Genomic DNA, 17,540 nt, shown 5'->3' on the forward strand with positions numbered 1-17,540 from the left:
CGCGCCCCGTCAGCCCGCCGGCGCGCTGTCCTCGGGCCTGCGCGCGAGGCGCGCGGACGCGCGGCGGTAGATCTCCGTGAGCGGCGCCCTGTGCGCGGCGAGCAGGACCACCACCCCGGCCAGCCACAGGAGCGCGAGCGGCACGAGCGCCGACGACGTCGTGTAGACGAGCACGGGGCGGAACGCGCGCTCCTCCGTGACGAGCTCCCGGCTCACGTGGAGGCTCCTCGCGTAGCTCGGGAGCGCCAGCGCGACCGGCGTCACCCCCTCCAGCACGGCGCCCCCGGGCGCGAGGGAGGCGCCGCCCTTGACCTGGTCGTCGTCCTTGGCCCTTCGCGCCGAGGCGGGCGCTGACGCGACAGTCTCGTACGCGGCGTCCCTCCCCCCGCTCTGGTAGCGCCCCGCCGAGATCGCGAAGAGCCCGATCAGCAGCGCGAGGCCGCCCGCGACGAGCAGCACCACCATCGCGGCCGCGCGGCTCGCGCCCCGGAACAGCCGCCCCGCGAGCCACGCCGCCGCGGCCGTCGCGATCCCGACCAGCAGCGCAACGAACGTCGCCGGCGCCACGAACCACAGGCCCGCCATGACCAGCCCGCCCAGCACGCGCAGCGCGCGGACGCGCCCGCGGCCCGCCGCCGGCCCGGGGCGGACAGCGATCCACGCCGCCGCGAAGCCGATCGCCACGGCGAGGGCGTCGCCCGCGTCCGCGAACCACACCGGCCGGTCGCCGCCGAGCAGCGCGACCGGCAGCACGCTCTCGGGCAGGCCGACGGTGAGCGCCATCCGGCTCGCGGTGAGCGGGTAGCTCGGCATCGGCAGCGCCATGGTTCCGCCGATCGAGCGCGTCGCCGCCTGCGCCAGCGACTGCACCTGGATCGTGTGGCTCCCCGTCTGCAGCGGGACGAGGACCTCCTCCGCGGCCGCGCGCTGGTGCATGATCCGCTGCGCCTTGCCGTCGGTGGCCAGGTAGATCGGCCGCCCGCCGGGCGCGTACGTCAGGTAGTCGATGCCGTTGTTCTCGTAGCTCAGCGCGTCGTCGGCCACGAGGTCCCCGCGCTCGGTCAGCACCAGGGTGCGGCGGTGCTCGCGCACCACCGCGGCGAGCACCTCGACCCCCGCGAGCGGCTCGACCTTGACCTCGACGCTCTGCCCTCGCTGCACGAGCAAGAGCCGCGACGTCGCCTGGGTCCGCGGGATCGGCGACTCGGCCGCGTCGACCTGGCGCCCGCCGTTCACGGTGAGCCGGTGCTCCGCGTCGGACTCGAACAGCCACCACTCGTAGGCCGAGCGCGGGTCGGGCGAGAAGGCGCCGACCTTCGGGAGCGTGCCCGAGATCGTCATCTCCGCGGCGCGGCCCGAGGTGGGCAGCACGAGCTCCCCGCCCTCGACCCGGAAGCCGCTCGCGCCGGAGACGTCGAGCACCTTCTCCCCGAACGCGAGCGGCAGGCGCACGACGCCGAGGTCGGTGCCCGACCGCATCACGAGCCGGTACTCGAAGCCGATCTCGCGCCCCACCCGCACCGCGCGCGAGAGCTGGAAGACCGTGGGGCCCGCGCTCTGCGCCGCCTCGCCCCCTTCGGTGCTGAAGTGGACCGCCGCCCCCGAGAGCCCCGAGAGCCGCGCGCCCTCGGCGACCGAGCCGCCGGTCACGTCGGCCTCGAACGTGTTGAGCGGGCCGGCCACGAGCAGCGTAAGGTCGCCCCCGAGCGACAGCGTGCCCCGGAGCACGAAGCGGCGCGCGGCCGTCCAGAGATAGTAATGGCTCCCCTCGAAGCTGATCGGCGCGGCCTCGCGGCGCGACGCGGGCCTGCCGTCGTCGAGCACGGCCTCGATGCGGACGTGCTCCGGCGGCCCGAAGAGCGGCACGGCCACGGGGCCGTCCGCGAGCACGCCGCCCGAGAGCTCGAACTGGAGCGGCCCCTCGCCCACCACGCCGGTGATGCGCAGCCGGTCGAGCGCGTAACACCGCTCGGCGCACCCCGCCGCGGCGCCGCGCTGCTCGACCCAGCGCGAGAGCATCTCGAGCTGACCGGCCCACGAGTCCGGCGGCAACGCAGCCCCGCGGGCCGGCGCCGCGGCGCCCGCCTTCGCGGCGGGCGCCGCGGGCGCGGCGCCCGCCGCAGGCGCCCCTGTGGGCTCGACCGCCGCCTGCGCCAACGCCAGCGAGGGGACGACGAGCAGCAACAGCACGACGAGAAGCCGAGAGAGCCTTGAACGCGCGGCCTGGTTCCAGCGCGCTAGCGACATAGGGAAACTCCCTTCCTTGACCTGCCGAGCGAACGCGATGGCCGCCGCAGCGTCCTCATCAGACTACCGAGTGAAAAACGACTGCAACAAAATCGACAGCAACCTTGACAGCTAACGCGGCGCGTCGCAGTGTCGGGACGACGCGTTTGTGCCCTCCGACGAAGCCGCGAATCCGGCTCCGTTCACTGGCATGGTCGCTCACAGGGCCCCGGGGCTCCAGGTCACGTCGCGTCTCGCGGACTCGCGGGAGCGGGCGGCGCCTGAGGCGCTGGGGACCATCGCTCGATTCATCATTTCTGTACGCCCGCGCGCATCGCGGGGGGACATAACCAAGTGGGAGGCAGATCATGAGTGAGACGCAGAGCATCAGCGAGCCGAAGGCCGAGAACAGCGTGAACGGGACCGCCGCGCACGCGGTGCAGGCGGAGGCGAGCGTCTCGACGCCGGCGGCCAAGCCGCCCTTCGTCGAGACGCTGCGCGAGCTCGGCACCTCCTGGGCCGAGGTGGCCATCGGGTATGGGCGGATCGCGCTCGAGAGCGCCGCGCGCGCGCTCGTTCGGACGGCCGGCAAGCTCGGTGAGCTTCAAGGGAAGCTCAAGAAGGGCGACGAGGCCGCCGCCGAAGGCGCCCGCTGAATCCTCGCTCCGGCGCGCCGCCGGGGGGCGCTCATCAGGGCGCTTCCGGCGGCGCGGGGACGGGCGCGCCGCCGATGTCCAGCGCCACAGCGTAGATCGAGCCGGCCGCGCCGCCCACGTAAAGGGTCTTCCCGTTGAAGCCGGGGCCCGATCCGAACTGCGCATTGGCGACCGAGGTGGGGAAGCTCGCCAGGAGCTCCGGCTCTCCCAGGGCCGCGCCTGTCGCGTCGAGCCGCACGCGGTAGAGCTCCCTGTCCTTGTTATCGACCGTGTACAGGTGACCGCACGTATCGAGGACGAGCCCGTCGAGCACGGCCGACGCCACCGTTGTCACGAGCGCCGGGCGCGCGCCGGGGGCGGCGAGGTCGATCCTGCGGATCTCGCCGGCGGAGGCGTTCGTGTAGAAGACGACGTTGCGCGCCGGGTCGAAGACGATGCCGTTCGGCTGGCTCACCTCGGGCTCTCCGCCCGCGATCTCGTCGACGGTCGCGTCCGGGTTGAGGCGAATCACCCGGTTGCCGGCCATCTCCGTCGCCCACACGTTGCCGTCCGCGTCCGCGGACAGGCCGTTCGGCGTCGACAGGCCTTCCACGAGGTCGCTGACCACGCCGATCGTCGAGATCGCGACGACGGCCCCGAGCTCCGGCAGCGCGGCCACGAGGGTCCCGTCGGGCCGGTACCTCAGCCCGAGCACGGCGCCCGGCAGCGACGCGAAGTTCGATGTCTGCCCGGTGGCGTCATAGCGAATGAGGTTCGGCCCCTGCTTGGCGACGATGTGGCCCTGGCCGTTGAACGCGAAGTCCTCGCTGCCGCTGAACACGTCCGTGATCCGCGTCGGCTCGATCGGCCCGGGCGCGAGCTCCGCGCACGCGCCCGTCGGGCCCGCGCCGGCGCCCCCGACGCCCGCGTTCGCGCTCGTCGTCGCGCCCTCCGCGCCGGCGCCCCCGACGCCCGCGCTCGAGGTCGTCGTCGCGCCGCCCCCGCCGTCGCCGCCCGACACCTTGCCGTCCGCCGCGCTGCCGCCGATGTCGCCGCCGCACGCCGGGGCCACGCCGGGGAGGAGCAGCGCCCATCCGAGCAGCCGGTAACCTCTCTTCATCCACTCGCCTCCTCGCGCCGCACACTACACGGCGCCCCCCGCATTGCCTACGGCGGACGGCGCGCGCCGGGATCGCGCGGAGCATCACGCGGAGCAGAGCGGCGCTCTAGTGGCGCGCTTTTGAGACGATGAGGACGCCGGCGCCGATGACGGCCGCGGCCACCCAGGTCGCGGCGGAGGCGCGCTCGCCGCCGAGCAGGACGCCGAGGGCGATGGCGATGATCGGGTTCACGTAGGCGTAGCTCGTCGCGATCGCCGGGCGCGTGTTCCTGAGCAGGTACGTGTACGCGCTGAGGCCCACGATCGAGCCGAACACAACGAGGTAGGCGAGCGCGAGGAGCGACCGCGAGGACGGCGCCGCCGCCAGGCGCTCGCCCGCGACCGCGCTGATCCCGAGCATCACCGCGCCGCCGGCGAGCATCTCCGCCGCGACGGCCATCGGGCCCTCGGGCAGCGGCGTCGTCCGGCTGTACAGCGAGCCGAGCGCCCACGCGACCGGGGCCAGCACGATGAGCAGCGCCCCGGCGTGCTCCGCGTGGAGGGCGCCCCCGAGGTGGAGCAGCGCCGCGCCCGCGAACCCGACGAGGAGCCCGACCCACTCGCCCCGCGAGACCTCCGGCGCGCCGAGCGCGCCGCCGCGCGCGGCCCGCACGGTGGTGAACAGCGCGAGCCAGAGCGGCATCGTGGACACCACGACCGCCGCGACCCCGGAGCTCACCCACTGCTGCGCGACGACGACCAGCCCGTTGCCGGCCGCGAGCAGCAGCACGCCGACCCGCGCCGCCGCGCCCCACTGGCGCAGCGTCGGGCGCGGGGCGCCGCGCAGCCGCAGCACCCCGTAGAGCAACGCCCCCGCGGTCGTGAAGCGCACCCCCGCCAGCAGGAACGGCGGCAGCGTCTCGAGCGCGACAGAGACGGCCAGGTACGTCGAGCCCCAGACGAGGTACAGCGCCGCCAGCGAGAGGAGCACGAGCCAGCTCGCCCGCGCCTTCTCGAGCGCCGCCCGCGCCCTCTCGAGCGCCGCCCGCGCCGTCCTCTCCGCCCCGTCCGCCACCGCGATCTGCGCCGGCTCGAGCGCCTCCACCACGAGGAGCCCTCGCCCCTCGCCTCCATAGCTGGCCCCCGCCTCCAGCACCACGTCGTCCGGCGCCCCCTCGCGGGTGACCCAGACAGCGCCGGCGGTGCAGCTCAGGACGAGCGGACCGCCCCGGAGGCGGCGCGTCCACAGGCCCCCTTTCCCCAGCTCGATGTGCGACGCGCCTCGGACGCGCGCCTGCGCGGCCGGAACAAGTGAGGTCAATTTCATGTGCCGGAGCTTGCGGTCTGGCGGGCGACCGGCACAGAGGCAGTCCTCCCGGCATTGAGGCCGGTACAGTTGCGGGAAGTGGCGACTGTACTGGTCCTTACGCCCGCCGGCTGTGCCGGTACCGCAGGGGTCGCCCGGTTGTACACTCGTCCTTCGTGCAGGCGCCCATCGAGCAGCAGGACGATGCCCACCTCTACGACCGCGTCGCCGCGCACATCGCCGATCTGATCGCGCGCGGCGCGCTGCGGCCCGGCGACAGGATCCCGTCGGTGCGGCGGCTGAGCCGGCAGCAGGGGGTCAGCGTCGCGACGGTGCTCCAGGCGTACCTGCAGCTCGAGAACCGCGGGCTCATCGAGGCGCGCCCGCAGTCGGGGCACTACGTCCGCGCCCGCCGGGTCCTCGCGCTCCCGGAGCCGCGGGCCGCGCGCGCCAGCAGCACCGCCACGCGGGTCAGCGTGAAGGCCCTCGTCACGAAGGTCTACCGGGCCACGCGGGATCCGCACATCGTGCCGTTCGGCGCCGCGTGCCCGAGCCCCGAGCTCCTGCCCACCGACAAGCTGAACCGCATCCTCGCCGCGATCGCGCGGGGCGCGGGCGGCGCGGGCGTCTCGTACGACGCGCCGCCCGGCCTGCCGGCGCTGCGGCGGCAGATCGCCCGGCGCTCGGTCGAGTGGGGCGTCGCGCTCGGCGCGGACGACATCGTGACGACGGTCGGCGCCATGGAGGGGCTCCACCTCTGCCTGCGCGCTGTCGCGCGCCGCGGCGACACTGTCGCGCTGGAGTCGCCGGCGTACTACGGGCTCCTCCAGCTCATCGAGAGCCTCGGCATCAAGGCGCTCGAGGTCCCGTCGCACCCCCGCACGGGCATGGACCTCGACGTCCTCGAGGAGGTGCTGGGCCGCCACCGCATCAAGGCGTGCCTCGCGATCCCGAACTTCAACAACCCCCTCGGCAGCGCCATGCCCGACGAGGCGAAGGAGCGGCTCGTCGCGATGCTCGCGCGCCGCGAGGTGCCGCTCATCGAGGACGACATCTACGGCGACCTGCACTTCGGCGACGTCCGCCCCCGCCCGGCCAAGGCGTTCGATCGCAAGGGCCTCGTGATGCTCTGCTCGTCGTTCTCGAAGACGATGGCCCCGGGCTACCGGGTCGGCTGGACGGCCCCCGGCCGCTTCCTCGACGAGGTCGAGCAGCTCAAGTTCGGGCAGAGCGTGGCGTGCGCGACCCTGCCGCAGATGGCGGTCGCCGAGTTCCTCGAGATCGGCGGGTACGACCACCACCTGCGGGCGCTCCGGCGCCGCCTCGCCGGTCAGGTCGCCCGCATGAGCGAGGCGATCGCCGAGCATTTCCCGCCCGGCACCCGGGTCTCCCGGCCCGCGGGCGGCTTCGTGCTCTGGGTCGAGCTGCCGCCCGGCACGAGCGCGCTGGACGTGCACGAGCGCGCCCTGGACCACGGCATCAGCGTCGCGCCGGGGCCCATCTTCTCGGCCAAGCACCGGTTCTCGAACTACATCCGGGTCAACTGCGGCTATCCGTTCACCGACCTCATCGAGCACGCTGTCCGGACGCTCGGGCGGATCTGCGCCGAGGTGGCCGAAGCGTGACGGGTGTGACGGGTGTGACGGGCGACATGGGGACCGCGCGCCGAGCGACGGCCGATGACCGGCGCGCCCTGGCTGCCGTACCCGCGCTGAAGTAGAACCTCGTCTCTCGACAGCGCGCCCCGCCGACAGCGCGCCCCGACGAGCCCACGACCTTGCGTCCCCGACACCCAGCGCCCCGCCCGTCGCCCGCGCCCCGCCCGTCGCCTGCCCGCGCGGCGCTGACGCTCGCGGCCCTGCTCGCCGTCCTGCCGTCCTGCCGCGCCGGGGCGACCGCCGCGCCGGGCGCGCCGGCGACGGAGGTGCTGCGCCCGCTGCCGGATCGCATCGACGGCAGCACCCTGCTCGGCCGGGACGCGCAGCGCGCCGCCCAGGCCGGCGCGGGCCCGCTCCGGGTCGTCGGCGCGGACATGGTGTCCGAGGGCGATCGCCTCGGCGCCTTCGTCGAGGTGCCCGCCGGCGAGTGCATGCTCGCGATGGCGCGCGTCTCGCCGACCATCGGCGACGTCGACCTGTTCGCGTTCGAGGACGACGGCAGCGCCTTCTCCACGGACGAGGCCGCCGACGCGCGCGCCTCCATCCTTGTCTGCCCGCCGCACCCGCGGCGGCTCTACGTGATGGCGCGCGTCATGTCGGGCGCCGGGGCGGTCAGCGTCGGCGTGCAGGGCGTCCCCGAGAAGGCGGCGGACGCTGTCGCTCGCGCCGTCGGCGCGCGGGGCAGGGCCGGCGACGAGAGCGGCCGGCTCGAGTCGTGGCCCGGGCTGGAGGCGAAGGTGAGGGCGCACCGCGGCGCGATCGGCGCGCGCTGGGAGGACGTCCGGCGCGTCGCGATCCCCGTGGGCTCGCGGACCGCGAGCCGGATCGGCGCCACGCTCGACGGCGGCCGCTGCCTCGACGTGCTCGTCTCGCCGAGCGACGAGGTCGCCTCGCTCGAGGTGGTCGCCGAGGACGAGACAGGCAGGATCGTCGCGCGCGCCCGGGAGCGGGGCCCGGATCGCACGCTGCTCCTCTGCTCGACGGTCTCCATCGAGCTCTCGATCGCGATCCGCTCGCGGGGCACGCAGGGCCTCGTGGCCGTTGTCGTCGGCCGCTCGCGGCCGGGCGCCGAGGCGGAGATCTCCGGGGCCACGCCGATCGAGCGCGCGACCGAGGGCCGCGACCTCGCCGAGGTGAGGGCGGCCCACGGCCGCGCGCTCGCGGGCCGGGGCTACGGCGCGCCGCGCGTGTCGACCGGGACAGCGCGGCTCGGCAGCCGGACGACGCTGCCGGTCGAGCTGCCGGCCGGCTGCGCCCGGATCGACGTGCTCGCGGGCAGGCCGCTCGCCGACGTGCTCGCGGAGCTCTGGAGCCACGACCACGCCCTGCTCGGCCGCGCCCGCGGCGGCGCCCAGGCGACGCTCTTCACCTGCGGCGGCGGCGGCCCCGCCCGGGTCGACGTCGAGTCGATGGCGCAGCCCGGCCCGTTCGCCGTGGAGGTCCGCAAGGAGCTCAAGGCCCCGCCGACGCTCGTGGCCCACCCGATCGCCGCCGCGAGGCTGCTCGGGCGCATGAGCGCGACCGGCGACGCCGACGCCGGCGCGGCCGCCGCGGCGCAGGCCGTGGCGCTCGACGCGGCGCGCCTCAAGATCCTCCCGCTGCAGATCCCGCCCAACACGTGCGCCGAGGTCATCGCGGCGCTCGACGCCGAGGGCGCCGGCGTCGACCTGCGGCTCGTCGACACATCGACCGGCGAGAGCTCGCTCGCCCGCGCGCGCCACGTCGTGTCCGAGAGCCGCTGCGCCGGCCCGGCGGCGGTCCCCGCCTCGATCGAGCTCCGGCTCGCCGCGGGCAAGGGGGAAGCGCTCGTGCTGACCCGCACGTCCGCGCGGACGCCCTGAGCGGGGCCGGGGCGCCCCGCCCGGCGCCTTGACATCGGGCGGCCTGGAGCCCTCAGATTCGACAGGCTCGCTCCTCCACGCAGCCGCGCGTCCGCGCGTTTGCTCAGCACCGCAGATCCCTCCGAGAGGTCCCTCGATGTCCTCGGGTCGCTTCGCCATCGCCACGCACGCGCTCGCGCTGCTCGCGCAGGCCGACGAGAGCTGCGCCAGCGACGCGCTGTCGGCGAGCATCAACACGAACCCCGCGTTCCTGCGGCGCATCCTCGCGCGGCTGTCGCAGGCCGGGCTCATCGAGGCGCGGGAGGGGCGCGCGGGCGGCTACCGGCTGGCGAGGCCGGCGGCCTCGATCCGGCTGAGCGAGGTGTACGCCGCGGTGGAGCCGGAGGGCGCCGTCGCGCCGAGCCCGTGCGAGCCGAACGCGAGGTGCCCGATCGGCGCGGGGATCCAGCGGGCGTTCGACGAGGTCGCCGCGGCGGCCAACGAGGGGCTCCTGCGCGGCCTCGCGCGCACGACCGTCGCCGACATCGCGCTCCGGGCGCAGCACCTCGGCCGCCCCACGCCCGCCAGGGCCGACTGACCGCTCCCGATCTCCGCCCCCCGCCGGGCGCTCCTCCTCCCCCTGCCCCTCCTCTGCCCCGGACGTGCCCCGCGAGGCCGCGCGCCCGGCGTCCCCTCCCCTGGCAGAAACTGAAACCGTGTTTATAACAGTTCATGCGAGCGTGGCTGTCGAGCGGGCGGCCGGCGTCGAGCCGGCGCGCCGCGGCCAGCGCCGCTCGTCCCCGAGATGAACTGAAAGGACAGCGCCATGGGCAGCAGGAACGTCATTGAGGTCAACGATCTGAACTTCGCTCGAGAGGTCCTGGAGACGGACACACCGGTGCTCGTCGACTTCTCCGCGTCCTGGTGCGCCCCCTGCAAGCGGCTCGCGCCGATCGTCGATGAGATCGCGGAGGAGACGGCGGGCCAGGTCAAGGTGGTGAAGCTCGACGTGGACGAGTCGCCCGCGGCCGCGAAGCGGTTCGACATCCGGGGTCTGCCGACCGTCGTCGCCTTCCAGAACGGCGAGCCGGTGAAGCGCCACACCGGCCTCACGAACAAGAAGACGCTGCTCGCGCTCCTCGGACGCTGAGCGCGCAGGGCGCCCGGCGCCGTAGCGCCGGACCCCCGACATCGCCCTTCATTTCACGCGATTCGCGCGCATTCACCCCGATCGTGCGGTGTTGAGGGCGGCGCCGCATGGCTCGTCCTCTGTCTTCCACGGACGCATCACCCCGTTGACATCACCACCCGATACGAGATCCTTTCGTCAAGGAAGCCCAGCGATCCGCAGCGCTTCTCGCCCCCGCCGGTCGGGAGGGCGGGGGTCGTCACGCGGAGCCCTGCCGGTGTGGGGTTTTGCTGGCACGGCGCGACGGAGCCTGGCTTCCCGAAGGCCATGGCTCTGTTCGACGACGACTTCGAGACGCTCGAGCAGCTCCCCGAGATGCGAAAATCTCGCGGAAAGGGCGGAGATTCGCACGGCCAGAGCCCCACGCCGGTGAACCCCGGCCGCGCCCGGGCGGAGCTCTCGGACATCGCCAGCGACGGCCCCCGCTACGAGGTGCGCGCGCTGCTCGGCGTCGGCGGGATGGGCGAGGTCCACTTCTGCCGGGACCGCCGCATCGGCCGCGACGTCGCCATGAAGGTCATCCGCGCGGAGCACCAGGGCGACACGACGCTCCGCCACCGGTTCATCCGCGAGGCCCGGGTGCAGGGCCAGCTCGAGCACCCGTCGATCGTGCCCGTCTACGACCTCGGCGTGGACGCCAAGGGCTCGGCGTACTTCACGATGAAGCGCCTCCGGGGGCTCACCCTGTCGAGGATCCTCAACGAGCTCCGCGAGGGCGACGCGGCGGCCACGCAGAGCTTCTCGCGCCGCAAGCTGCTCACCGCGTTCTCGTCGATCTGCATCGCCGTGGACTTCGCGCACTCGCGCGGCGTGCTCCACCGCGACCTCAAGCCCGCCAACATCATGCTCGGCGACTTCGGCGAGGTGTACCTGCTCGACTGGGGCGTCGCCAAGCTCATGGACTCGCCGCTCCAGACGATCGACATGGGCGAGGACCCGATGAGCACGAGGACCATCCCTGGCGACGTGCTCGGGACCCTCGGCTACATGTCGCCGGAGCAGGCGCAGGGGTGCGTCGACACGCTCGACGCGAGCAGCGACGTCTACTCGCTCGGGGCGATCCTCTTCGAGCTGCTCACGCTGAAGCCGTTGCACCCGAAGAAGGACCGCAACGAGATGCTCGACTCGCTCATCCACGGCGCCGACGCGCGGGCGTCGGTGCGCGCGCCCGAGCGCGAGGTGCCGCCGGAGCTCGACGCCATCTGCGTGAAGGCGACGCGGCGCGATCCGGCCGAGCGCTACGCGTCCGCGCGCGCGCTCTACGAGGCGGTCGAGCGGTTCCTCGACGGCGACAAGGACGTCGAGCTGCGCCGCGGCCTGGCGGCGCGGCACGCGGGGGTGGCCGAGGAGAAGATCGCGAAGGCGCTCGCCGGCGGGAAGGAGGCCGAGAGCTCCCGGAAGGCGCTGCTCAGCGAGGTCGGCCAGGCGCTCGCCCTCGACCCGTCGAACGAGCGCGCCCTGGAGACGCTCCGGCGCGTCCTGACCGAGCCGCCGCGCGAGATGCCGCAGGAGGTGCTCGCCGAGCTCGACGCGGCCGCGGCGGCGCGGCACCGGCTGCAGCTCCACGCGGGCATCCGCGCCGAGCTGCTCGCGACCGCGATCGCGACGCTCGTGGCCGCGGTGTGGCTGGGCGTCCGGGAGTGGCAGGTCTTCGGCTTCATCCTGGCCTTCACCGCCCTGGCGGCGCTGATGAAGGGCGTCGCCGCGCGCCTCGTCCACCGGCCGTCGGCGGAGTGGTACGCCTACGCCGGGTTCGTGTTCAACGTGCTGAGCTTCCTCTGCATCGGGCGCGGCTTCGGGCCGCTGCTCTTCATGCCGATGCTCCTCGTGATCTTCACGTACGGCAACTCGTTCACCTACCGGAACGCGTACCGCATCGCCGTTGTCGTGACCGGCTGCGCCGCGGTGCTGGCCGCCGCGTGGATCGAGTACTCGGGCATCCTGCCTCGCTCGTACGAGTTCACGGGCGGCGCGATGATCATCCTGCCGCAGGCCGTCGAGCACTCGGAGATCCCGACCATGACGGCGCTGACGCTGACGACCCTGTTCATGCTTGTCGTGCCGGCGTTCATGATGGGCCAGCACCAGCACGCGCTGCGCGACGCCGAGCGGCGCGCCTTCCTGCAGGCCTGGCAGCTCCGCCAGCTCCTGCCGGAGCGCGCTCAGTCGGGCGCCGTGGCCAGCCCCAACTCGGAGCCAGTCCCCGACCGCCGCCCGCGCAGCCGCCGCACGCCCGGGTGATCCCGCGTTGGTGGGATCTGGATCAAGAAAGAGAAATCAACCACGGAGGCACAGAGGGCACAGAGGAGAGAGAAGAAGAGAGATGATTATTCAATTCTCTTCTCTCCCCTCTGTGCCCTCTGTGCCTCTGTGGTTCAAATCTCTCTTCTCTCCCGCCGTCGTCAGTCCATCGGCCAGACAGCGAGCACCCAGACGGGCGAGTTGCCGCGCGCGGCGACGCGGAGGGCGGCGCTCTCCTCGAGATCGGAGCAGAAGGCGACGCCGGCGCCCTCGCTGCCGTCGCCGGCGTCGTCCCGCGCGGCGCGGTCGCCCAGCTCGGCGGAGATCCGGAGCGCGCGCAGCTCGCCGCGGATGAGCGCCGCCGCCGCGAAGTAGCAGCGGCCCGGCTCGATCGGGACGGGGACGAGCGTGTCGCCCTGCGTGCCGACGGCCTCGGCGATCGGCTGGGCGCGGGGCGCTGGCGCGTGGCGGCGGTGGAGCGCGGCGGCCAGGTTGCCCCGGGCGCGCGCGCCGAAGTGCCCGGGCACGTACGCGGGCATCGACCACTGCGCGTCCGACAGCACGACCTTCACCGGGCCCGCGGCCCCGAGGAACGGGATCTCCACGACCCCGGGCTCGCCGAGACAGAAATCGAGCCGCGCGTCGGGCGCGTCGGACCGGTCGCGATCGAGCAGCCGCCCCGTGCCCGCCTCCCGCGCCTCGGCGTCGATGTCGGTCGCGCGGCGCACCGTCGCGCTCGGCACCTCGGCCATCAGGTCGACGCGGTGGCAGCCCTCGGAGAGCTTGACCGAGAACTGCCCCGTCCCGACCACCGAGGCGCGCATGTCGGTCGGCACGGCGCGCAGCGCCCCCTCCGCGCGCGCCCGGCGCGCCGCCCGCGCGACCCGGGCGTCGAGCGGCCCGGGCTCAACCGGCCGCCCGGGGTCGCCGCGCGGCGCCACTGGCCCGAACGCCCGCTCCGGCAAGATCGACTCGACGCGGTCCGGCGCCCCGCTCGACGCCGCGACGACGACGTCGAGGGCGCCGCGCGGCGAGAGCATGTCGACCGTCACGCGCCGCAGCTCCTCGCGCGCGGGCCCGCACCGCGTGATCATCGCGGCGCCGGCGGCGCTGTGGACGCGGCGCTCGTCGTCGGGCTCCCGGCCGCGCAGCCTGTCGACGAGGCCCTCGAGGGCGGAGGCGTCGCCCGGGGCGGGCTCGGGCTCCACGGTGAACTCCACGATGCGGGGCGCGAGGAACGCGACCGTGAGGCACTCGTCCGCCCTCGCGCGGCCCGCGCCGGGAGCGCGGGACGCGCCAGCGGCACCGGCGGCGCCAGGGGCGCCGGCCGCCGGCGGCGAGATCGCGACCAGCCTGCGGCGGCCGTGCTCGACGAAGAGGGGGGGCAGGCGCGCGACCCGCGCGCCCGAGAGCGACCACATCCGCGCGACGCGGGCGGCGTCGTCGCTGAGGTCCGCGCGCGCCGGCCCCCCCACGGAGAGGCCGGCGAGCGCGGTCAGCAGCGAGAGCACCGCCACGCGCGCCATGCCCGGAGCCGCGCGGCGGCCCCGATGGACGCCGCGCGCCGCGGCCGTCAGGCCGGGACGGTCACTTCGCGCTGCGCATCGCCTCAATGAGGATGCGCGCGACCTCCGGGCGGGAGAACTCCGGCGGCGGCAGCTCGCCGCGCTGGAGCAGCTCGCGCACCTTCGTGCCCGACAGGTTGACCTGCGTCGACGCGTCGCCCGGCGCCGTCTTGGCCGTGGCCATCGCTCCGACAACCGTCGAGTAGAACGCGTTCTCGAAGTTGAGCGTGGTGATGCCGAGCTCGCCGGGGCTGAAGACATTGAAGAGCTCCTGCGCGTCGTACGTGCCGTAGTAGCTTCCCACGCCGGCGTGATCGCGCCCCACGATGAAGTGCGAGCAGCCGTAGTTCTTGCGCGCGAGCGCGTGGAAGATCGCCTCGCGCGGGCCCGCGTAGCGCATCGCCGCCGGGTAGATCGAGAGGAGCACGCGGTCCTTCACGTAGTACTTCGCGATGAGCTCCTCGTAGCACCGCATCCGCACGTCCGCCGGGATGTCGTCCGACTTGGTCGCGCCGACGAGCGGGTGGATCATCAGGCCGTCGCAGATCTCCAGCGCCGTCTTGGTGATGTACTCGTGCGCCCGGTGGATCGGGTTGCGGGTCTGGAAGCCCACGATGCGGCGCCACCCCTTCTCGGCGAAGTACGCCCGCGTCACCGCCGGGTCCCGGTGGTACGCCGGGAACGGCGACTCGACCGGCCGCTCGAGCACGCGGATCTCGCCGCCGACGTACACGGGGCCCGTGCTCATCAGGTACGCGACGCCCGGGTGCTTCGTCTCGGTCGTCCGGAAGACCTCCTGCGCCTCGAGCTCCTTGCTCGGCCGCCACTTGTCGCTCAGCTCGATGACCGCCACGATGCGGCCGTCGCGCGCGCGGAGCGCCGCCTCGCCGCCCACGCGGAGCCCCTCGGCCGCCTGCTCCGAGACGGCGAGCGTGATCGGCATCGACCACGGCAGGCCGTTCTCGAGCCGCATCTCGCGCACGACGCGCAGGTAGTCCTTCGAGTTCATGAAGCCGCGCAGCGGCGAGAACGCGCCGACCGCGATCATCTCGACGTCGCTCTCCGTGCGCTCGTCGAGCTCGATGACCGGCAGCCCCTTCGCCCGCTCCGCGAGCGCCGCCTTCTCCGCGCCCTCGGCCCACCGGTTCACGAGCTCGCCGCCGTGCGGCGCGATGAGCCCGCGGGCCCCGCCCGCCGCCGCCCCCGCGGCCGCGGCGCCGGACACCGCCACGGCGGCGCCGCGGCGCGGGACGTACCCGAGCTCCTCGAGCTTCGCGAGGATCTTCGCGAGGCTCTCCTCCTTGGTCTCCTTGTCGGTGTGAACGACGACCTCGGGGCTCTCGGGCGCCTCGTACGGGTCGTCGATGCCCGTGAAGTTCTTGATCTCGCCCGCGAGCGCCTTCTTGTAGAGCCCCTTCGCGTCCCGCTCGGTGAGCACCGGGATCGTGCAGGAACAGAACACCTCGACGAAGCGGGGCGTCTGCGCCCGCTGCTCGTCACGGATCGCCTTGTACGGGCTGATCGCGGCGGTCATCGCGCACGCGCCCGACCGGGCGATCAGCTTCGCCACGTATCCGATCCGCCGGATGTTCGTATCGCGATCCTCCTTGGAGAACCCGAGGCCCTTCGAGAGGTTCGTGCGCACCTCGTCGCCGTCGAGCACCTCCACGTGGACGGAGCGGGCGCGGAGCTCGGCCGAGAGCATCGCCGCGAGCGTGCTCTTGCCTGCGCCGCTCAAACCGGTGAACCAGACAACAAAACCTGACATTTAGGCAACTCCTTCGATGATCAAGTGACGACTACGGACTCGGCCCCTCTGGGCCGAGGGGTGCAGAGCCCCTGCAAGCGGATGCGGGCAGCGCGGGGCGGCGGACGCGCGCCCCGGCGCGGTGAGATCAATCGACGACGGAGAACGTCGACGCGACGAACGCGGCGCCGTCCCACACGAAGAGGCGGTGCTCGGCGATGCGGGGCGCCGCGTCCGGGCGCCCCTCGTCGGCGCCGCCGCGCACGCTGGTGACAAGGAACGCGAGCGGGAACGCCGGGCCGGGCCCCATCACGATCTGGCCCCCCTCCTCGGCCGGCGGCTCGCCGCCGCTCATCATGGCGGCGTCGGTCGGGCTGAAGTAGGCGCCGGCGTCGAGGTGCGAGTGGTACAGCACCTTGACGGGGCGCCCCTCCGCGGCGCCCTTCTCCACGGCATCGGAGAAGCGCTTGCCGTTGAAGTCGAAGAACGTCCGCGCCGTCCGGAAGTACCGCTCCGGGTCGACGGCGTGGAGCCTGTTCGCGATGTTCTCCATCCGGACGTGCTCGTCGCAGAGCAGCGGCTCGCCCTCGGGCCCCTTCAGGTAGCCGCAGGCCTCCTCGTCGCGCGCGTAGCCGGCGAGCGCCTCGGCCTCGACGGCCTTGAGCACGCTGGCCTTGAGGACGACGCCGCCTGCGGTCCACGGGTGAGACATCACCATACGTAACGCTTCTCCCATTTCATGGGCGCAAAATAGCGGTCACCCCGGTCCGGGACAATCGCGACGACGCACCCGCCCTGCTGTTCGCGGTGCAGGCGCCTCGCGATCTCGAAGGCCGCGAAGACCGCCGCGCCGCCGGAGTGCCCCACGTGCAGCGCCTCCTCGCGCGCGAGGCGATCGGACATGTCCCAGCCGTCCTCCGTCGTGATCCGCATCGTCTCGTGGTAGGCGGCCTCGTCGTGGATCGCCGGGACCAGGGAGCTCGGCAGGTGCTTGAGCCCCTCCAGCCCGTGGAGCGCGTCCGCGGGCTCGACAGCGACGCAGCGGATCGGCCGGTGGTGCTCCCGGAGCCGGCGGCTCGTCCCGACGATGGTGCCGCTCGTGCCGATCCCGGCCACGAAGTGCGTGATCCGGTCGCCGACAGCGTCGAGGATCTCCCGCGCCGTGCCGTGGTAGTGGGCGAGCGGGTTGTCCTCGTTCGAGTACTGGTCCGGGTAGAAGTACCTCTCCGGGTTCTCGTCGACCAGCTTGCGCACGAGGCGGATCGCGCCGTCGGAGCCCTCCATCGGGTCGCTGAAGATGAGCTCCGTGCCGAAGGCGCGCGCGATGTCCTTGCGCGCCTTGGACACGTTCGACGGCATGACGAGCGCGATCTTGAAGCCCATCGCCGCGCCGAACAGCGAGTACGCGACGCCTGTGTTGCCGCTCGTCGAGTCGATCAGCGTCTTCTGGCTCGTCAGGCGGCCGTCGGCGGCCGCGCGGCTCATCATCCGCAGCGCGGCGCGGTCCTTCACCGAGCCGCCCGGGTTCGTGAACTCGAGCTTGGCGTACACCTCGACCGAGGGCGTCTCGCGGCCGATCCGCGAGAGGCGCACGAGCGGGGTGTCGCCCACGGCGTCGATGACCGACGCCATCCGGCGGGAACGGACGAGCGAATGCCTCACCTGCCGTCCTCCATCGTGCTCCCGGGCATCGTGCTCCCGGGCATCGTGCTCCCGGGCATCGTGCTCCCGGGCATCGTGCTCCCGGGCCGCGCGCTGCTCAGGCCGAGCGCGGCGCGCATCTCGGCGAGCGCCGCCCGCGCCCCGGCCAGGACCGCGCGCGCGGCGGGCGACGTCACGAAGTCCGCGGGCGCGAGCGCGGCGAGGTCGATCGCGCCCGCCGCGAGCGCGCCGAACCCGGCGCCGCGCGCGTAGCGCTCCGCCACCTCGTGCGCGAGCGGCGGGGCGCCGTCGCCGCCGCCGAGCACGCGCGCCGTCGCCGCCCCGAGCCTCGCCTGCCCTGCTGGACCGATCTCCGCGAGCAGCACCTGGCGGAGATAGCGCGGGTCGTCCAC

14 protein-coding genes are annotated in these 17,540 nt (G+C 74.0%); 6 read left to right on the plus strand and 8 right to left on the minus strand.

All coding sequences use genetic code 11. From position 1 onward, the window contains the following. Positions 1-9: 9 nt before the first annotated feature. On the minus strand, positions 10-2,190 hold the full coding sequence (locus WMF42_RS29605) for a hypothetical protein (protein ID WP_437686216.1): 2,181 nt from the start codon (positions 2,188-2,190) through the stop codon (positions 10-12). A gap of 404 nt (positions 2,191-2,594) precedes the next feature. On the opposite strand from WMF42_RS29605, the gene WMF42_RS29610 reads away from it, so the two are divergent. Continuing rightward, positions 2,595-2,882 (plus strand): hypothetical protein, encoded by a 288-nt coding sequence (locus WMF42_RS29610; protein WP_437686217.1) that lies wholly within the window; start codon positions 2,595-2,597, stop codon positions 2,880-2,882. A gap of 34 nt (positions 2,883-2,916) precedes the next feature. On the opposite strand, the gene WMF42_RS29615 is transcribed toward WMF42_RS29610, so the two are convergent. Further along, positions 2,917-3,981: an SMP-30/gluconolactonase/LRE family protein gene (locus WMF42_RS29615; RefSeq protein WP_437686218.1), complete on the minus strand. Its 1,065-nt coding sequence runs from the start codon at positions 3,979-3,981 to the stop codon at positions 2,917-2,919. Positions 3,982-4,087: 106 nt separating this feature from the next. Beyond that, on the minus strand, positions 4,088-5,287 hold the full coding sequence (yedA, locus tag WMF42_RS29620) for a drug/metabolite exporter YedA (RefSeq protein ID WP_437686219.1): 1,200 nt from the start codon (positions 5,285-5,287) through the stop codon (positions 4,088-4,090). Positions 5,288-5,442: 155 nt separating this feature from the next. Between yedA and WMF42_RS29625 the strand changes: the two genes are divergently transcribed. The 5 genes from WMF42_RS29625 to WMF42_RS29645 all read left to right on the plus strand — a co-directional run bounded on the left by WMF42_RS29625 (position 5,443) and on the right by WMF42_RS29645 (position 12,174). Then, positions 5,443-6,891: a PLP-dependent aminotransferase family protein gene (locus WMF42_RS29625; protein ID WP_061611249.1), complete on the plus strand. Its 1,449-nt coding sequence runs from the start codon at positions 5,443-5,445 to the stop codon at positions 6,889-6,891. Positions 6,892-7,043: 152 nt separating this feature from the next. Further along, complete coding sequence (locus tag WMF42_RS29630; RefSeq protein WP_437686220.1) at positions 7,044-8,765, plus strand: hypothetical protein; 1,722 nt, start codon at positions 7,044-7,046, stop codon at positions 8,763-8,765. Positions 8,766-8,901: 136 nt separating this feature from the next. After that, positions 8,902-9,342 (plus strand): Rrf2 family transcriptional regulator, encoded by a 441-nt coding sequence (locus WMF42_RS29635; RefSeq protein WP_061611251.1) that lies wholly within the window; start codon positions 8,902-8,904, stop codon positions 9,340-9,342. Between the two features lie 228 nt (positions 9,343-9,570). After that, positions 9,571-9,894 (plus strand): thioredoxin, encoded by a 324-nt coding sequence (gene trxA / locus WMF42_RS29640; RefSeq protein WP_061611252.1) that lies wholly within the window; start codon positions 9,571-9,573, stop codon positions 9,892-9,894. Between the two features lie 306 nt (positions 9,895-10,200). Beyond that, a complete protein-coding gene (locus tag WMF42_RS29645; protein ID WP_061611253.1) occupies positions 10,201-12,174 on the plus strand; it encodes a serine/threonine protein kinase in 1,974 nt (657 codons plus the stop codon). A 161-nt stretch (positions 12,175-12,335) separates the two neighbouring features. Here WMF42_RS29645 and WMF42_RS29650 read toward each other — a convergent pair whose 3' ends face one another. The 5 genes from WMF42_RS29650 to WMF42_RS29670 form a co-directional block, all read right to left on the minus strand. Next, a complete protein-coding gene (locus WMF42_RS29650; RefSeq protein WP_437686221.1) occupies positions 12,336-13,700 on the minus strand; it encodes a hypothetical protein in 1,365 nt (454 codons plus the stop codon). Between the two features lie 61 nt (positions 13,701-13,761). Further along, entirely contained in the window at positions 13,762-15,507 is a 1,746-nt protein-coding gene (gene sat / locus WMF42_RS29655) for a sulfate adenylyltransferase (protein WP_081427002.1), read from the minus strand. A gap of 127 nt (positions 15,508-15,634) precedes the next feature. Continuing rightward, positions 15,635-16,204 (minus strand): Mov34/MPN/PAD-1 family protein, encoded by a 570-nt coding sequence (locus tag WMF42_RS29660; protein WP_437686222.1) that lies wholly within the window; start codon positions 16,202-16,204, stop codon positions 15,635-15,637. Continuing rightward, positions 16,198-17,148, minus strand: coding sequence for a PLP-dependent cysteine synthase family protein (locus WMF42_RS29665; RefSeq protein WP_081427001.1), 951 nt, complete (start codon positions 17,146-17,148; stop codon positions 16,198-16,200). Before WMF42_RS29665 ends, WMF42_RS29660 begins: the two co-directional genes overlap by 7 nt. Then, the gene (locus WMF42_RS29670; protein ID WP_437686223.1) at positions 17,145-17,540 is read right to left on the minus strand and encodes a hypothetical protein; all 396 of its coding nucleotides are present in this window, start codon (positions 17,538-17,540) and stop codon (positions 17,145-17,147) included. Before WMF42_RS29670 ends, WMF42_RS29665 begins: the two co-directional genes overlap by 4 nt.

The sequence above is a fragment of the Sorangium sp. So ce176 genome, assembly GCF_051519835.1.
In the GTDB taxonomy this organism is placed as follows: domain Bacteria; phylum Myxococcota_A; class Polyangia; order Polyangiales; family Polyangiaceae; genus Sorangium; species Sorangium cellulosum_G.

What these genes read in the sequence shown, in the direction of transcription:
- WMF42_RS29610 (WP_437686217.1), top strand. Translation starts at nt 2,595, where the DNA reads ATGAGTGAGACGCAGAGCATCAGCGAGCCGAAGGCCGAGAACAGCGTG.
- WMF42_RS29615 (WP_437686218.1), bottom strand. Translation starts at nt 3,981, where the DNA reads ATGAAGAGAGGTTACCGGCTGCTCGGATGGGCGCTGCTCCTCCCCGGC.
- yedA (WP_437686219.1), bottom strand. Translation starts at nt 5,287, where the DNA reads ATGAAATTGACCTCACTTGTTCCGGCCGCGCAGGCGCGCGTCCGAGGC.
- WMF42_RS29635 (WP_061611251.1), top strand. Translation starts at nt 8,902, where the DNA reads ATGTCCTCGGGTCGCTTCGCCATCGCCACGCACGCGCTCGCGCTGCTC.
- trxA (WP_061611252.1), top strand. Translation starts at nt 9,571, where the DNA reads ATGGGCAGCAGGAACGTCATTGAGGTCAACGATCTGAACTTCGCTCGA.
- WMF42_RS29645 (WP_061611253.1), top strand. Translation starts at nt 10,201, where the DNA reads ATGGCTCTGTTCGACGACGACTTCGAGACGCTCGAGCAGCTCCCCGAG.
- WMF42_RS29650 (WP_437686221.1), bottom strand. Translation starts at nt 13,700, where the DNA reads ATGGCGCGCGTGGCGGTGCTCTCGCTGCTGACCGCGCTCGCCGGCCTC.
- sat (WP_081427002.1), bottom strand. Translation starts at nt 15,507, where the DNA reads ATGTCAGGTTTTGTTGTCTGGTTCACCGGTTTGAGCGGCGCAGGCAAG.
- WMF42_RS29660 (WP_437686222.1), bottom strand. Translation starts at nt 16,204, where the DNA reads ATGGTGATGTCTCACCCGTGGACCGCAGGCGGCGTCGTCCTCAAGGCC.